10 protein-coding genes and 1 pseudogene are annotated in these 16,957 nt (G+C 71.6%); 6 read left to right on the top strand and 5 right to left on the bottom strand.

The features are described 5' to 3' along the window. Positions 1–22: 22 nt before the first annotated feature. Positions 23–3,331: a CHAT domain-containing protein gene (locus ACIRD3_RS20050; RefSeq protein WP_402218212.1), complete on the bottom strand. Its 3,309-nt coding sequence runs from the start codon at positions 3,329–3,331 to the stop codon at positions 23–25. A gap of 139 nt (positions 3,332–3,470) precedes the next feature. Between ACIRD3_RS20050 and ACIRD3_RS20055 the strand changes: the two genes are divergently transcribed. The 4 genes and pseudogenes from ACIRD3_RS20055 to ACIRD3_RS20070 all read left to right on the top strand — a co-directional run. Continuing rightward, positions 3,471–3,803, top strand: coding sequence for a CATRA system-associated protein (locus ACIRD3_RS20055; protein WP_402218214.1), 333 nt, complete (start codon positions 3,471–3,473; stop codon positions 3,801–3,803). After that, complete coding sequence (locus tag ACIRD3_RS20060) at positions 3,793–5,364, top strand: CATRA conflict system CASPASE/TPR repeat-associated protein (protein WP_402218217.1); 1,572 nt, start codon at positions 3,793–3,795, stop codon at positions 5,362–5,364. The genes ACIRD3_RS20055 and ACIRD3_RS20060 overlap by 11 nt, the downstream gene beginning before the upstream one ends. A 138-nt stretch (positions 5,365–5,502) precedes the next feature. Beyond that, positions 5,503–6,285: a hypothetical protein gene (locus ACIRD3_RS20065; protein ID WP_402218220.1), complete on the top strand. Its 783-nt coding sequence runs from the start codon at positions 5,503–5,505 to the stop codon at positions 6,283–6,285. A 126-nt stretch (positions 6,286–6,411) separates the two neighbouring features. After that, a pseudogene (locus tag ACIRD3_RS20070) lies at positions 6,412–6,851 on the top strand (flavodoxin family protein); the annotation flags it as partial. Between the two features lie 214 nt (positions 6,852–7,065). Here ACIRD3_RS20070 and ACIRD3_RS20075 read toward each other — a convergent pair. Both ACIRD3_RS20075 and ACIRD3_RS20080 read right to left on the bottom strand, forming a co-directional pair. Further along, entirely contained in the window at positions 7,066–10,494 is a 3,429-nt protein-coding gene (locus ACIRD3_RS20075) for an ATP-binding protein (RefSeq protein ID WP_402218223.1), read from the bottom strand. A 391-nt stretch (positions 10,495–10,885) separates the two neighbouring features. Continuing rightward, positions 10,886–11,509, bottom strand: coding sequence for a hypothetical protein (locus tag ACIRD3_RS20080; RefSeq protein ID WP_402218295.1), 624 nt, complete (start codon positions 11,507–11,509; stop codon positions 10,886–10,888). Here ACIRD3_RS20080 and ACIRD3_RS20085 point away from each other — a divergent pair. Next, a complete protein-coding gene (locus ACIRD3_RS20085) occupies positions 11,408–11,980 on the top strand; it encodes a hypothetical protein (protein WP_402218290.1) in 573 nt (190 codons plus the stop codon). The two genes, ACIRD3_RS20080 and ACIRD3_RS20085, sit on opposite strands and share 102 nt — an antisense overlap. Here the strand turns inward: ACIRD3_RS20085 and ACIRD3_RS20090 are convergent. Then, the gene (locus ACIRD3_RS20090; protein ID WP_402218226.1) at positions 11,923–14,445 is read right to left on the bottom strand and encodes an amino acid permease; all 2,523 of its coding nucleotides are present in this window, start codon (positions 14,443–14,445) and stop codon (positions 11,923–11,925) included. The genes ACIRD3_RS20085 and ACIRD3_RS20090 overlap by 58 nt on opposite strands. A gap of 570 nt (positions 14,446–15,015) precedes the next feature. Then, entirely contained in the window at positions 15,016–15,975 is a 960-nt protein-coding gene (locus ACIRD3_RS20095) for a pirin family protein (RefSeq protein ID WP_402218228.1), read from the bottom strand. 128 nt (positions 15,976–16,103) lie between these two features. On the opposite strand from ACIRD3_RS20095, the gene ACIRD3_RS20100 reads away from it, so the two are divergent. Then, on the top strand, positions 16,104–16,592 hold the full coding sequence (locus ACIRD3_RS20100) for a carboxymuconolactone decarboxylase family protein (protein WP_402218231.1): 489 nt from the start codon (positions 16,104–16,106) through the stop codon (positions 16,590–16,592). The last annotated feature ends 365 nt before the right edge of the window (positions 16,593–16,957 follow it).

The following is a 16,957-nucleotide window of genomic DNA, read 5'->3' on the forward strand; positions in this document are numbered from 1 at the left end:
CCGGGGGGAGTGGGCGGCGGCTCTACGGTCCGACATGGACCAGTGCTGCCCAGATCTCCGGCGCTTCCGGCCGGTCGCGGACGAGTTGTCGGACAGCCGACCGGAGCGCGGCTGCGGCGTTGTCGGAGCCGGGCGCCAGGTCGTCGGAGGACCGTCCGGCGAGCAGGTGGTCGTAGAAGGCGACGGCCGCCTGTCGGGCGGACCTGCTGCGCAGGCTCCAGTAGGTGGCGATCACGTGCCGGAACCCGGCCAGCCGAAGCGCCCCGGCGAGGGTCACCGGTTCGTCGGGGTGGTCGACGGTGGCACGCTGCGTCTGGCACGCCGACAGGTAGGCGAGTTCCGCAGCGCGCAGACGCAGGGCGGCGATGTCGGTGACCTTGAGGTGGTCGCCGCCGACCGGGTCCCAGGTGTAGAGGGTTCCGTCGGGAGTGGAGGCGTCCTGACTGCCGTGGCCTGCGAAGTGCAGCCAGTCGTGCGCGGGCAGCGCGGCCAGCACCGCCTCTCGGGTCGCATCCTGTTCACTCAGGGGGGTGGCACCCGGGAACCGCGCGACGACGGCGTCGATCTCGCCGGAGACGTGTGCCAGGGGCCGCAGCCCGGCCGTGCCGTTCTCCAGCCCGCCGACGCCGATCGCCAGCAGACGCGGAGCGCGAGCGGGCCGGTTCTTGCCGTCCTCTCGTGCGGACAGCAGGGAACGGAGGGTCGGGACGTAGGACACGACAGCGCGGTCCACGAGCAGGTCGGGGGAAGCGGCCTCGCCGTCGTACGGGTCCTCGGGGAGCAGGCCGGCGGCATGGAGGGGCAAGCGGTTGAGAACGTCCGTCGGACAGAGCCACAGGCGCATCGGTCGGCGGGAGGGGCCGGTGCGCGACCCGCTACTCCCGAGGCGGTCCATCACCGGCCGGATCAGGCTCTGCCAGAGCCAGCCCAGGAGATCGACCAGGTACTCCCGCAGTTCCTCGACGCCGCCCTCGATCGAGGAATCCGCCGCCTCCAACAGTGCGGCCAGCGCCTCTGCCCTGGCCTCGGCCTTCTCGCGATCGAACGCGGGAAGGGGCACCACGAGGACGGTCCCCTGCGTCAGGATGAGCGCGTCACAGCGCACGCCGCTGATGTTGAAGAGGACGACAGGTCCGTGATCGCCCGCGTGAACCAGCTCGTCGAACGACGGCGGGCGTAGGAACCCGGCCATTCCCGGAAGTCGGCGGGCCTGCTCGACCAGGTCCGTCCAGCGCAGGTGGAGCTCACGCCTCCGGCCGGCGTGGGCGAAGGTGTCCTCTGCGGTGAGATATCGGTCGGAGGTGAACTGACCGTTGTCGGTCAGTTGGCGGCGGACGGCTTCCAGGTTCTCGGCGAGCACGGGATCGAGCAGGCGGACGTCCTCGAAGTCCGTGTTCACGTTGAGGGCGTGCGAGAGGAGCTGCGCTCGGCCCTGTTCGAGGAGCTCCACCGCGCGTTGGGGCTTCCCCAGTAGGATGGCCAACGCGGCCGCATCGCAGACGGCCTCGGACTTGCCTCCCAGCGGCCGCAGTTGGTCCTCTCTGGACAGGCCTGGCCAGGCGAGCTGCGGCAGTACCTCGATCGCCGCACTCAGACCCTCGAGGGCGCCGTCCACGTCCTGTTCCTCGGCCATCAGACGAGCCCAGGCGAACGACGCCGCCCAGCGCTCTGCTGGCGAACCGAAGCGGTGCGTGGCGGCACGCTGATAGAGAGCCAGTGCTTCGGCTCGCATCGCCTTGCGCGCACTGCGGGCCTTACGAGTTGAGCCGGATGCACCGGAGACCAGTGCGTCGGCGAGGAAGAGCGCCCGTTTCGCCCAGTCTGGTGAGTCCTCACCTCCTTCGAGTCCTCGCCGCAAGTGATGGTAGGCCTCCGCCGCCGCCTCCGGCTGATTCCCGTGAACGGACCAGCCCAGGAGCGCCTCGCCGTACTGCGTGTGGTGGGCGGGGAGCGTCACGTGGCCGGAGGGAGCGAGCGCGAGCCCCCTGCGCGCGGCCCTGCATGCGGCGGCCAGGTCGTCCGCATCCCGGCCGTCACGAAACCGTGCCACCAGGAGGGAGGCCTGGAGGTTGTGGAGCATGTGGCGCTGCACGGCCCCTCGCGGAGTCTCCACGAGGGCGTGGGCGACGATGTCGATCGCGCGGTCGAGGGGCCCCGGATCGGACGTGATGGCCCAGAGCCTCACCAGCGCGTGGGCCAGGTTCCGCCGGAAGGAGATCTGATGGAGGTCGCTGGGATCGGCCAGCCTGATCGCGTCTTCCAGGTGACCGATGGCCTCCGCCATCTGCACCGCGTCCCCGGTCAGCTCCGCGGTGCGGCTCATGACGACACCGCAGTTGTGCGACACGAGGGCGCGGATCCCCGGGAGACTGTCCCTTGCGGAGGCCTGCCGAAGGAACTGCTCTGCCGCACGGAGGTCCTCCGGGCGATCCGAGAGGCTCACGACGTTGGCGTGGTTGGACAAGGCCGTGCTCCACGCGGCCGTGCCGGGGGACGCAGCCTCCACGGCCTCGCGTGTGTGGAGCAGCGCTTGGCGCAGGAGTGCGGGGTCACCGGTCGCCTCGTACTGGAGCCGCTCGATATCGCCCAGAGTGGAGGACAGTCGCACCATGTTGTCGGTGGACAGCGTCTGGGCGGAGGCCGATGCAAGCGCCCGCTTGGCGTCGGTGACCGCGGACTGCAACTCTTCCCGCTCACCGGTGGCGAGATACAACTGCATTCGCGTCACGGCGAGGCTGTTCAGCGCCTGCCAGTGGAACGAGGGAAGCGTCGCCGTCGCTCTCGCTGCGTCCTCGTGGAGGCGCACCGCATCCCGAAGGATCGCGGAATCCTCCGCCTGGAGGCCCTGTCGGCGGCGTACTTCGGCGTGGAGGTGCAGGTGGAGGCCGTAGCCCTGGTCGTCCGGCGCCTGGACGGCCAACGACTCGCGCGCCAGCCGCTCGGGCGCGGTGAGGTCGGACGTCAGCGAGGCGTCGTACTCGTGAAGGAGGACCTGCGCGAGGTGGTACTGCAAGTCGGCGCGGCTCCCCCGCCGAGTGGAGACCGTCAGTCCGAGAGCCTCTTCCAGGGCATCGTGTGCGATTCTGAGATCATCGAGGCTGCCCCGCAGTTCATACCGTAGTTGCCGGAGTCTTCCGGCGAGGTGGAGCCATTGGGCGCCGACCTCCGGGCTGCCTGCCGGATCCGGCGAGGTTCGCCATCCGCTCAGCTCGCTTGAGCAGAGCGCTACGGCTTCCCCGAAGAGCGCTTCGTCGGCGTGCACCGCGTACCTGCGGAACAGCGCCCACCCCTGTTCCACGGAGAACCGGTGCCGGCGTGGCCAGATGTCCATCGTGAGCGCCTCCGAGTCCTCGGCCCCGTCCCGGGCAGGAGAGGGACCGCGCCTTATTCTTCGTCAGTACGCGTCCCTCGCCAGCCATTTGTTGCTCTATTCTGTGGGGCGGTCAGGAGCGGGTGGGTGAGGGGGGTGCATGTCGTACGACATCCGGGCGGTCCGTCGGCAGGCCATTGATCTGTTGTCCGAGGCGCCGACGTGGCGGCTGTCCACCAGCAGGTGGTCCCGGGTGGGGGAGTGCCTGGCGGCCCTCCAGGCCGGTATCGAATCGGGCGACCCGACGGCACTCAGGCGTGCGACCGGGCGGCTCTCCGACCTCGTCGACGTCTGGCGGGCCCCCCGGTCAATGGCCGAAGGGGAGAACGAGCCAATGCCGCCGCAACTCCTGGAAGCCTACGGGTTGCTGATTCGGACGCTGGAGGACGCCGACGGGCGCGGAGGCTCGCAGGACGACACGGATGAGCACTGAGGTCCGCTTCGCGGGGGAGGCGCTGCAACTCCATTACTTCATGGACGTTCGGCAACTCGCCGGTCCCGGCCGGACCGTGCTGGACGCCCTCTGGTCCGCGTGCGGGAGGATCGGGATGGACCGACCGGTTCCGTCGACCGGCGACATGGTCCTGCCCCACACGATCGAGGCGTCCTCGAGCTTCCACCCCGTGCGCAGTCGCCGGAGCAGCGGGCCCGGCATGTTCGAGGCCCGGGTGTATGTGCTCGGCGGGATCGCGGGCCTCGTAGTGATGCTCGCGCCACCGGACGCCGGCGCCTCGCACGGCATGGCGGAGACGGCGACGATCTGGGCCGACCTGGAGCGGGCATGGGACGGCGCCTTCACACCACCGGCGCAAGGGGACGTGAACCCGCTGATCGGCAGCGTCCGCATCTACCGCGCCCTCGCTGAGGCGAATCCTGACGCGGTCCTCGACCTCGATGCCGTGGCCGGCCGACTCGCCGGGATCGTGCCGGGTGCAGCGACGGACGGGACCGACCGGATCTCCGAACGGTTGTCGTTGCCGACCGAACTCTCCGTGCGGGAGGTGGCGTCCCGACGGGCCGGGGAGGATCACAGGGATCGGACGTTCGTCACCACAACGTGGGCCACCGATGCCGCCGAGGCCTCGCTGGACGCATGGTCGTGGTTCGACGTCCGCAGCCCGATGGCGCCGGTCACCAGATATCTGTTGCACGCCGCCGCCGTCCGGGACCAGCACCGGATTCGTCAAGCCGCAGACCCGGTCTTGACGCGGCGTAGGACCGCACTGCGGGAGGGCGGGCAGCTCCTGCTCCTGGACTGTCATCAGCTGCTTTCTACGAGCGGCTACCACAGCCGTGCCGCACGGCGGGAGCTGGCCCGCTGGGAGGAACTGGCGGAGCGGGCACACCGGTTGCTGCTCGAAGACGCGATCGCTGCCGACAGGGAGCTGAAGCTGCGCACCATGGGCCGTACGATCGGCGTCCATTCCGCCGCGATGACGGCCGCGTTGAGCACGCCTGCCGACCCGAGCCCCCGCCCCCTGTTCTCGGACGCGCGGTGCGCGACGCGCCTGGCAGACGTACTGGAGGAGGACACCTTCTCCTTCGGCGTCGAGCGCGAGCGCATCAAGGAAGCCGCCCGCATCGCGACCGAGTCGGCCACTCAGCGCCTTCAGAGCCACCAGCAGTACCTGTCGCTCGTGCAGACCTCGGTGATCGGGGGGCTGCTCATGGCGCTCACCGCCGTGCAGAAGCTGGGGTTCAGGCTTCCGCTGGCCGAGCACGTTCAGGGGCCGTTCATCGCCCTGCTCGCCACGCTGGCGGTCTCGCTGCCCGCGGTGATCATCCGGCGCTGGAGCGGCGGGGACGGGGGACGGCCGGGAGCGCTCTTCGAGATAGCCGGTCTGGCCGGGGCCGGTGCCGCGGTGGGATGGCTGCTCGCTCGCGGGGTCGGCCACGGAGACTGGCCCGCGATGGTGACGGCTACCTTTGCGCTCGCCGGCGCCGTCCTGCTCGGCACCGGTGGCGCGTGGCACGCGCGCCGCGCGTTCCGATGAGTTCCGTCCCCCGCTGCCGTACCGGGACGGAGTGCCGCACCGCTGCGCGGTGAACGCCCCGGGCTCCCGCCAGCCGACCGCAAGCCGGTGATCCGGCCGTCCGCGGACGGGCCCCCCAACCGATGTGTGGAGATCCAGGTGACGACCCTCGCCGACAACGACAGCCTCCTGCCCGGCGCCCCCCAGTTCTGGGACGTCGTGAGTGACGTCCTCACCTCGTGGTTCGGCGTCGGCAGCGTGGCCGCCACCGTCACCGCGACCCTCATCGCGGTGCGGATGTGGTACTTGGCGGGGCGGGAGGGCTACCGGGCCGCCCGGGCCGGTGGTCGCACCGTCGTGGCCGCCGCCCGCTTCAGCGCTCGTCACCTGGGCCGCATCCCGGGACACCAGAAGCTCTACGCGAGCCTGACGACCCTGGCAGTCCTCATCCTGCAGACGCTGTGGCTCGCAGGGACGTACTTCTTCATCAGCGTGCTCGTCGCCAACCTGCGCTCCATGTTCGGCGGCGCGCCCGTCGGTGACCTGCACGATCTGCTCCGATGGGGCGGCGTCAACGGCTACTACACCGTCGGCTGCTTGCTGCTCCTGGGGGTGGCGTACGCGTTGACCGTCACCGGCAACCGGGAGGTGACCCCGGCCCTCGGTGTCCTGCCCGCTGTCCTGCCGGCCTTGTCGGCAGGGCTACTGCTGGTGTTCGCCGTCCTCGCGACGCTCATCGACGGCCTGCTCGCCGTCTTCGGCTCCGACGACATCTCCTGGGCCGATGTCGGCTACTTCTGGTGCGCGGTCGTCATCCTCACCGTCTATGCGCTTGCGGGCTTCGCGGCGATGGGCGCCACCGCTCTGACCGCTGCGGCGTGGCGCGCCGACGAGTCGACCATCGCCACCGGCAGCCTCACCGAGGCGGAGGGCACAGCCTGATCCATGGTCGCCGGAACCCCGGTCCGGCCACCTGAGCCCGGTACCCGCCCCGTGCTCCGGTCGGTTGAAGCAGCATTGGCCCTGACCGAATACGTGGCTGGTCAGGTGCGGCGCGAGAGGGTTCCGCCGATCTGGTCGGGAGATAGCTCTTCAGTGATGAAGAAGGTGATCGAGCGGTTGTACGCCTGTTCGTCGAACCTCAACTCCGAAGGCCGGTACGCCTGAAAGGCCGGGTCCGCGGCTGTCTGATCACCGGCAACGAGGAGGGCGCCAAGCACGGCGCGATGAACGTCCTGGACAGCCTGCAGCACCTCGGCTACATCATCCCGCCCCAGGCAGACGCCGGCTGGGTCGGCGAGGCCGGCCCCGGGCCGTCCTACCTCGACCTCGGCTCCGGTGGACCGGAGAACGACTTCACCAACCGCCACGCCACCTTCACTTCCTGGAACCGGCTCCACCTGGCCCGCACGCTCAAGGACGCCGGCGGCATCCCGGCTCACGGCAACCAGCGCTCCGAGCGGGACGCAGGCGGCCGCTTCGACTTCGAGAACCCCGAACACCGCTGAAGGGACCGCTGCACGCGGGTCCGCCTCAGCGGTCGCCCACGAGCGCGAAGGCGAAAGCCAGGGCGGCGGTCGATCCACTCGGCCTTCACGGTGACCTTCTCGCTGCCGTCCGAGGTCATCACCACCTCGTCGCCGGCCCGCCCCTCCGGCGTGCGGGGCTTGGACGGTTGGTCGCCGCCCTCCGCGCCCTTCCACCCACACTCGTCCGAGGACCCTACCGGCGCGGCACGCGGGCGAGGGCATCTCGCAAAAGCTGGGCGACGTCCGGTACGGGGATGCCCAGTTGTGTGAGCCAGTCGACGACCTGTGCGACGGACACGTTCATCCGCCGAGACCTCTCGATCAGCTCTTCCAGTGACAACAGCTCGCCCTCCTTCGAGAGGAGCCCTTCGTCTGAGGGGTACTCCGGTTCCAGAAGTCGCAAGGCGTCGGTCAGGGAGAGTCCCTGGGGCAGTTCCCGGCAGGAGACGGGAACACCGTAGGCGTCGAACCGTTCCACCAGAGCGTACGGTGTGCAGAAGGCTTGCTGCGCTGCCGCCAGGAGGTGGGCGAACGGCATTGCGTCGCCCGTGCTCACCTCCCACCACGAGCACGGTCCGTGCGGGTCGAGCAGTTGCTCGTCCAGGTCGTCCGGCTCCGAGGGGGCGCGCAGCGGCACGTGGTACCCGTACTCCTCCAGTCGGGAGATCACCTCCGACAGCGGCCGTTGGAGCGCAGCCACCAGGATCAGCACGTAGGGGATCGGGGCCGGTGGACGCCGGTCCACGGATTCGTCCGCCCAGCTGTTCTCGAACAGGGCGATGTCGTCGACCGAGGCGTCCGGGGGGAAAGCGTTTGGTAGGGAGAACTCCAGCTCCTGGTACATCCGGAGGACCTCTGCCGGGGCCCGGTTCACGACGGCCGAGGCCTTGAGGATCTGCAGGGGTGGCAGCGGGCGGCCTCGGTCCAGCCAGGACGACGGCGCTTCGCAGAGGTTCTTGAGGATTTCCGCGGTCTCCTGGGTCGGACGTTCTGGCAGGCCGGTGGCGTCGGCGGTCAAGCCGAGTTGGTGGAACCGTGAGCACACCTCGGAGATGCGAAGACCGCGTTCAACGCTGACCTGCGCGATCCGTCCGGTCGGCACCGTGTCGCCGATGTCGAACCAGCCAGCCTCCGGCCGGTCGCTGTCGCGCAGCAGCAGTCCATCGACCCCCGCGTCCACGGCGGGGGCAACGGGGAGGCCTTCGGGCTGAAGGTCGTACAGACCGAGTCGAGCTGCCCGCCGGACCAGGTCGTGTGAAGGGACGCCCCAACGGTCCGCCACTTCGGCGAGCCGCTCCGTGAGGAAAGGACCGGTGCTGTGCCAGTGCCGGTATCGGCTCCCGTCGTCGTCGCCCGAGAGGAGAAGTTGATCGGACGGCATCGCGGTAAGCACCGACGTGCCGTTCCGCAGCTCCGGCAGGAAGTGGGCGAGGTCGTCGAGCACCGGGTTGGGGGCATGGGCGAGGAGCCGCCAGAGGAAGACATGATCGGGCGGAAACCCGCTGAGTTGCCACGAACCCGCCGGGCTGCGGGGGGTGAACCTCGAGAGAATCGCCGCGTCCCCCGGGAGGATGCCCGTGCGCACCAGGTCGAACGCATGGCCGTACGACGTCCACGTCCGGCCCGCGTTGATGGCCGCCGCCGCCAGCAGGTCCGCGAGCTGCGGGCTGGTCGGGGTGAGCCGGCACACCCAGTCGTAGTCCGGAATCGCGCCGTCACCCGCCACCAGGGCCGCCGCCGCCGGGGTGAGGAGGTCCAGCAGCGCGGGCGCGAGGTCATCCAGGACCTGGACGCGGTCGGCGGACAGCTGGGCCGGGGCGTACGGCCCGGTGAGGTTCACCACGACGCCGCTCAGGCCCGCGTCCTCCGTCGACAACACTCCGCTGCGGACGGCCGGTTGGACGACCAGGCCGTCCACGAGGAGCGCCCCGCCGTGTTGCGTCCAGGTCACCTGGACGCCCTCCGGAGCGTCGGCCCAGGCGGCCCGGGTGCCGTGGGCGTCGAAGCCGAACCGCTCCCGTGCCGGTTGCTTGCGCACCTGCAGTAGCCCGGCCTGCCAGTCGGCGCGGCGCTCCCCGTGCACCGCCCTGGTGTCGAACTCCGCTACGCCGAGAACCCGTTCCAGTACGTCCACGCACGACCACTCCGTCGCCTGCTCCCGCAGGTAGAGCCGGACAGTGGTCCCGCACTCCTCGCCTCGGGGGGCCTGTTCGACGATGCGGAAGAGGTGGCCCGGGCCGTGGATCGACACCTCCAGGAGCGGCCCGGGGTGGCCTGCCGAGCCCATTCGACAGGTCGTGACGGTGAGTTCGTCGGCCAGCATGAAGTAGCTGAGCACGCCGATGCCGAAGCGGCTGTTGGGGAACAGCTCGACCGGCGGGTCCAGCCGCTCCCAGGCGGCGCGTTCGAGCCGGAACTCCGGCTCCTCGGCGAACCTTGCGCCGGCCTGGGAGAACACACCTCGTAGCTCCGCGTCGCCCATGCCGATCCCGTTGTCCCGGCACTCCACGTACGCGCGGCCGTCGACGTCGACGCCCTGCTCGAAGGCGATGCGGCCTTCGTAACGGTAGGAGGCGGGTTCGGTCCGGTCGAGGTACTCAGTGCGTGCGCGACGGTAGCGGCAGGCGTCCAGGGCGTTCTGGTAGAGCTCGCGCACCGCGAGGTCGCGGTCCTTGTAGAGCTGGACGCCCATCAGCAGCTCGCGCACCTTGCGTTCGTCCATCCGGAACCCGGCCCAGCCGTCGAACACGCCGTCGGCCGGGCGGACCCGGTCCGCCGACAGCCGGGACGGCAGGGTCGGCATGGCGCAGGTGATTCGCTCGCGGCCCGCGCGGTCGACGGCGTGCAGGACCTCGTCGGCGCGCGCCGTGTAGGCCCGCAGGCCTTCGATGACGGCCTCGTGATGGCAGTCGGCACGCAGCACCGGCAGCGTGGGCTCCCCTCCCCACGTGGCCCGGTTGACCGTGTCCCGGAGCTGCCCGAGGTCCACAGGGTGGGGGATGCCCAGGTGTTCCGCCACCACATCCGGCAGCGCGGTGACGTCCAGGCAGGTGCTGAAGGCCAGCGCGAGCAGCAGGGCCAGCCGCCGGTCGCGCACCCGCTGGTGGCCGGCAACGCGGACCCGGTCGTCGGCCGGCAGCTGCTCCAGGAACTCGGCGTTGGCGACATCGGGCCCGCGCCGGATGCCGTGCAGCAGACGGGAGACCCGCGCGGTGTCCAGGACCTCGCCGAGGGGCCGGGCCTGTTCGCGCACCGCGTCCAGCAGTTCCGCCACGGCCGACGGGTCGGCGAGTCCGCCGCGGTGCAGCAGCCACCGGTGGAACACCCACCAGCGGATCGGGGCCGTCGACTCGGGGCGTAGCCGGGTTCGGTCCCGCAGCATGCCGTACTCGTCGCCGTACGCCTCGAAGGCCAGCCGCTCGGGACCCGCTTCGGCGGGGTGCTCCAGCTGTGCCGGGACGACTGCAGCCGCGTACCGGGCAGTCGTCCGCAGCTGGTTGGCGCGGTAGAGGAACGGCACGACCACCAGCAGCGCCGCCTCGACGGGGAACAGCTCGAACGGCTCGTCCGGGTCCGGTTCGCCCAGCAGCCACTCCACCTGTTCGAGGAACCGAATCGCCATGCCCGGGTCCTGCCAGGGATCGTCGCCGAGCGCGGCCCCGGCCCGGTCGCGCACCGTCGCCAGCGCTCCGACCAAGGCCGACGCGTGAGCCCGGACGACCGCCACGTCCCGAGTGGTTGGCACGTGGTCCCAGACGGTCGACGCGGCGGTCGCCGCAGTCCAGGGATCCACCTCCGGTGCGCCTCCGGCTGACGGGGGACCGCCGTAGAGGTGGAGGTTGACGGTCCCGCCTTGGACCACCGGCCCGTGGAAGGTCCCGCTGTCCACGAGGTTGCGGATCTCTGTGTCCCCCATAGCGGTAGTCATAGCACGGACGGTCAGCGGCATGTGAACCAGGATGGGCCCCGTCCAGGGGGCCAGAACGGCCGTTGCGGGCGCGCTCTTGGCTGTGTCAGGCCATTGGGGTGTGGCGGCTGAGGGGATCGCGTCCGGGCGAGACCGGGGCGAAGGGGGAGTCCTCAAGCACCGCACGGGCGACGGCGAGGGCGGCTGCGGTGAGGACGGCGGTGACGGCGTTTTCCCATGGGTCGCCGGGCTCGGTGTCCTCCAGCAGAGCGTGGGCGCCGGGGAGGTCACCGGTGGTGGCGCGGGCGAGGACGGCGACCTGGCGGCCGTCGAGGATGCGTCGGCCGATGCCGCAGTGTTCTTCGATGTGGCGCAGGGCCTCGCTCCAGCGGCCGGCGGTGGTGAGGGCGCGGGTGCCGTCGGCGATGACGACGCGCCACAGCCGTGCGACGACTTCGGCGCGCTGTTCGGGGGTTTCGGTGAGATGGGCAAGGACGGTGATGCCGTCGAGCGTTGCCTGGGGGGAGGTGGTGACGGGGCGGTAGAGGTTGAGGAGGACTTGCGGACGGGTGCCCGGCTGCTGTGCGTCGGCGGGGGCGTCGCGATGAACTGCGTCAGCATCGGAACGATCATCGCCTCCGGGCTGTTCGACGAGGTCGCCGTCCCGCCGGCTCCTGGCGACTCCGGCACGGCGATCGGGGCCGCGGCCGCCGTCCACCTCGGCCGGCACCGGAACGGGGCGACAGGTCATCGGCGCTCCCGCCGTCGGCCGCAAGGTCCTGCTTGTCGCCGCCCCACTCCGCCGGCTTGGACGAATGTCGGTGCGGGGCATCACTTCCATCCGGGCCGCGGCATGCTGTTGGACCCGCCGGGCGGTGTCCACGCACGGCCCTCGGAGCACGCCTACCCCGCGGTCGACTTCCGGACGGCGTCGAGGACCGAGCCGGCGCCGAGGACGGCGAGCTTGTCCCGGACCAGCACGATCGGCCCGCCGAGCTGGAGGCGGGTCCTCAGAGGACGATGTCGGCGGCCGCCCGAGGGGCGCGTCGTTGACGCCGTCGCCGACCCTGGCCGTGACGGCGCGGTCGCGTTCGGCGCGAACGGCGGCCACGGGCAGGGGCGCTGCCGGTGGTGGCGAAGGCGTCAGCTCCCGTCGGGCAGGTCCTGCTCGGTCCAGATGGTCTTGCCGGTGGTGGTGTAGCGGGTTCCCCAGCCGCGGGTCACCTGGGCGATGATGAACAGCCCGCGTCCGCCCTCTTCGTCGGTGGCGGCGTGGCGCAGGTTGGGCGAGGTGTGCCCGGTGTCCGACACCTCGCAGACCAGGCCGCGGTCCCGGATGAGGCGGATGCGGACTTGTCCGCGGGCGTACCGGACGGCGTTGGTGACCAGCTCGCTGACGATGAGTTCGGTGGTGAACGACAGTTCGTCCAGGCCCCAGTCGCGCAGCTGTCCCGAGGTCAGCCGGCGCGCGGTGGAGACGGAGGTGGGCTCGGCGGACAGTTCCCATTCGGCGACCTGTTCGCGGTCCAGGAGTCGGGTGCGGACCAGGAGCAGCACCGCGTCGTCGTCCACCGGGCCGGGCAGCAGGGTTTCGAGGGCCCGGTCGCACAGCTCTTCCAACGAGTGCCGGTGGGGCTCGAGGACGCCCGCCAGCAGCTCGCGGCCCTCGTCGGCGGCGTGGTCGGGGGTGTGGATCAGGCCGTCGGTGAGCAGGGCGAGCAGAGTGCCCGGGGGGAGGGCGAGCTCGGTGCTCCGGTACGGCGGTCCGTCGACTCCGAGCGCCGGCCCGTCCGGGAGCTCCGGGTGGATGACGAGACCGCTCGCCGGGTCGACGATCGTGGGCTGAGGGTGTCCCGCGAGGGCGAGGCAGCACCGGCCGGTGACCGGGTCGTACACCGCGTAGAGGCAGGTCACTCCCACGGCCCCGGTGGCGCGGTCCTCGGTCCGGTTCCTCGTGGGGTCCTCGGTGTCCTGCCGGACGGCGTCGTCGAGACGGCAGAGCAGGTCGTCCGGGTCGAGGTCGAGGCGGGAGAGCACGCGCACGCTGGTCCGCAGGCGTCCCATGGTCGCCGCTGCGGCCAGCCCGGACCCGAGGACGTCGCCGACGACCAGGCCGACCCGGCTGCTGGAGAGCGGGATGACGTCGAACCAGTCCCCGCCCACGCCGGAGCGGCCGTCGGCGGGAACGTAACGGTTGGCGTGCTCGACGGCCGGGTGCGGCGGCAGCAGGCGCGGCAGCAGCCGCCGCTGCAGGCGAAGGGTCGCCGTGTGCTCGCGGGTGACGAACGGCATGAGCAGGGCGCCGATCAGCAGCGCTCCGAGCCCCATCACGGTGACCCCGCCGGTCCGGCCGATGACCGGCAGGTCCACCGTGGTCGCGCCGTAGCCGGGGGCGGCGTACACGTCGAAGGCCGCGTAGCAGAACAGGCCGAGCATGATGAGCCCGCCGATGCCCGGCAGCACGCCCTTGAACAGGAGGTCCCGTCGGCTGCGGGTGAGCACCCGGCGGTAGAACCAGACGCATGCGAAGCCGGTGAGGCCGTAGTAGAAGGCGATGGCCAGGCCGACCGAGGCGATGGAGTCCGCCAGGACGTGGTGGCTCACCGCGGTGAGCACCACCAGCAGGCCGACCGACGCCAGGCCCATGCCGACCGTGGACCAGGTCGGGGTGAGGTACCGGCGGTGCAGGCGGGCGAAGCGCGAGGGCAGCGCCTTGTGCGCCGCCATCGAGAAGACCGTGCGGGCCACGGGCAGGATCGTGGTCTGCGTGGAGGCGGCCGCCGAGGTCAGGACCATGAAGATCAGCAGCTTGGTGAGGAACTCGCCCGTACCCTCCCCGCCGAAGACCGACCGGCCGAGGCCGGAGAGCACGTCGTCGGAGTTGGCGGCGTTGCCGAGGCCGATGCCCTCGCTGCCGACTCCGGCGAACGCCTGCGCGGAGGTGGACACCAAGGTGTAGACGATCAGGAGGAGCACCGTCGACATGACGGCGGCGCGGCCCGGGATGCGCTTGGTGTCGGCGGTCTCCTCGTTGACCGCGACCGCGGTGTCCCAGCCCCAGTAGACGAAGACGGCGGCCAGGAAACCGGTGGTGAACGCCTGCGGAGAGGCGATCCGGGTCGGATCGAACCAGGACACGGAGACGTGGACGGCCGTCGCCGGGCCGTCGGCGCTGTAGGCCTTCACCAGCGCGACGACGGCGAACAGGAGCAGCACGGCCACCTCGATGCACAGCAGCCAGCGCTGCACGGCGGCCGAGATCTCTATGCCGAGGTAGCAGATCGCCGTCATCACGGCGATCCAGACGGCCCCGGCCACCGTCGTCCACAGCCGGTCGTCCGCGAGCGAGTCCGCGCCCACCAGGCGGAAGCCGTAGATCCCGGCGATCTCCGCGAGGTTCGCCATCACGAGGACGTCGGCGACGATGATGCCCCAGCCGCCCATCCACCCGGCGCGGGGCCCGAACGCGCGAGTCGCCCAGGTGAACGTCGTCCCGCAGTCCGCGTCGGTGGCGTTGAGCTCCCGGTAGGCATGCGCGATCAGCAGCATCGGCACGAAGGCCAGCATGATGACCACCGGTGTCTGCAAGCCCACGCCGGCGGCGATCAGGCCGAGCGTCGCGGCGAGGCTGTACGCCGGGGCGGTCGACGAGATCCCCAGGACCACGGACGAGAAGAGTCCGAGGGCACCGGCCCTCAGCCCCTTTTCGCCGGCGCCCGCACCGGGCGCCAGTGCCCCGGGGGACGCGGCGGGACCACCGAAGAGCTTCACATCCGCAATCCAGACGCCGGCTGTTCGTGATCACCATTCTCCGCGCCCCCGCCGGGGCCCGCCACGGCACCGTCGCGGGCCACGGCCTCGCCGCCGGTTCCCGGCACGGCCTGGGTCACTCCGCAGCACACCGGCCGACCGCCGCCGTGAGTCCGGCCCGGACGCGGCCGGCCCGGACGCGCCCGTAAACCGCCCGCCGCGTCCGTACGTCCCGGCCGCCCCCCGGCACGTCGAGCAGGGCGGAGGCTCGAAGGGGCCCGGCCGGGGAACCCGGCCCATCGGGCCTGCGGGGCGGGTCGGCGGGCTCTTGCTGACAGAGGGGGGCTCGGAACGCCCCGCAAGGCCGAGTCTCCATAACTGGCCTGAAGCAAGATCGTCGGTGGGGCTCGGGGCGGCCGCAGGGAGGTCCCGACTCGGGGGTGCGGTGGGCCCGGTTGCCGCACCCCCGACTGGCAAATGCCCTGGTCAGCGCTTGTTTCCGCGGGGCTTGAGGGGGATTCCCGGGAGCTCCGGGGCGGGCAGGCGGTCGCCCGGGTAGCCGTCGACGGCGCCGAAGCGGTCGGGGTTCGCGGAGCTCATCCACTCCTCGCGGGCTCGGGTGATGTCGTCCTGAGACCGCCCGATGAAGTTCCACCACATGACGATCTGCTCCTCGAAGGGCGTGCCGCCGAGGAGGATGAGCCGGGCGTCGGTGTCGCCGGTGTTGGTGAGGGTGATCGTGGTGGGGCCGGGGGCGAGGTAGCCGAGGTCGGCCGGGTGCAGCGGGGTGCCGGCGAAGGTGACCTCGCCGCGGTCGACGAGGAGGCCGTGCTCGAAGGCGGGGTCGACGTCGAGGGTGACGGTGGCGTGCGGGCGCAGGGAGAGTTCGGCGCCGAGCAGCGGGGTGAAGGTGGGGACGGGGGAGGTGTCCCCGGCCAGGGAACCGAGGAAGACCCGGGCCTCGCCGCCGTCCAGGGCGACCGGGGCGGGCGCGTGGTGGTGGAAGTCGCGGCCGGTGTGCCGGTGTTCCTCGGGCAGGGCGACCCACAGCTGGACGCCGTGCAGGGTGGTGGTGGCCGGGGTGGAGACCTCGGAGTGGGCGATGCCGTGGCCGGAGGTCATCAGGTTCACCTCGCCCGGTCGGACGAAGGCGTGGACGCCGAGGCTGTCCCGGTGCTCGATCTCGCCGGTGAACAGCCAGCTGACGGTCTGCAGACCGGTGTGCGGGTGCGGTGCGACGTCCATGCCGCCGGTGTGGGCGACGTCGTCCGGGCCGTAGTGGTCGACGAAGCACCAGGCGCCGATCAGGGTGCGGGAGCGCTGCGGCAGCGTCCGGCGCACGGTCATCGCGCGCGGACCGCCGAGCGGGACGTCCCGCGGGGGCAGGACCTCCACCCGCGGTCCGGCGGCGTGCGGCTCGACGAGGTCGGTTTCGGCGGTGCTCACGGTGGTGGTCCCTCCCGGGTGGTGGCGGCGCTCTTCCAATATAGTTCTATATTCAACTATCATGCCATGGCAGAGTGGCGGGTGACAGTGATCAATCTAGCGACAGCGAACGGGGCGGAGGAGTTCGGGTGAGTGACGTGACGGTGGTCCCGGCGGACCGGCGGGTGTTCATCGACAAGCAGAGCCCCCAGGCGTACAAGGCGCTGGTCGCGGCCGCGGAGGCGACCCGCGAGGTGGCAGCCGAGGCCGGGCTGGACCGGCGGCTGGTCGAGCTGGTCAACCTCCGGGTGTCGCAGATCAACGGCTGCGCCTTCTGCCTCAACGTGCACACCAAGGCCGCCCTGCGCGAGGGCGAGACGCCCCAGCGGCTGGGAGTCCTCCCGGCGTGGCGGGACACCGAGCTGTTCGACGCGAGGGAGCGGGCCGCGCTCACCCTGGCCGAGGCGACCACCAGCCCGGCGGACGCGGCCGCGCAGGAGGCCGCGTACGGCGCGGCGCGCGAGGTGCTGAGCGAGGCGGAGATCTCGGCGGTGGTGTGGGTGGCGATCACCATCAACTCCTTCAACCGGGTGTCCATCCTGAGCAAGCACCCCGTCCGGCCGGCCCCGGCGCGGTAGCCCCGGCACGGAAGGCCTCCGGCTTCCGGCGTAGCCCATCCTCACGGGGGTGTACGACCGGGTCCTCCCCGTGGAGGATGACCGGCCGCCAGGGCGGCGGCGAGGCTGGGCGGCGAGGGCGAGGGAGCGCTCGCCGCGGGAGGGGTGGGGGCGCATGGCACAGGGTGGGGGACGCTCGGCACGGCGTGCGGCTCGTGCGGCGCGAGGTGCCGCTACGGCATTGGTCGCGACGGTCTGTCTGGCGCTCGTCGCGCCGGGGGGCCCCGCGGGGGCCCCCCCCGCCCCCCGCCCCCCCCCGGCCCGGGGGCCCCCGGGGGGGGGCCGCCCCGCCCACCGGGAGCCGGGCCGCGGGGCACACGGCGGTG

Origin of the sequence: Kitasatospora sp. NPDC093550, from assembly GCF_044764985.1 — a bacterium.
GTDB lineage: Bacteria > Actinomycetota > Actinomycetes > Streptomycetales > Streptomycetaceae > Kitasatospora.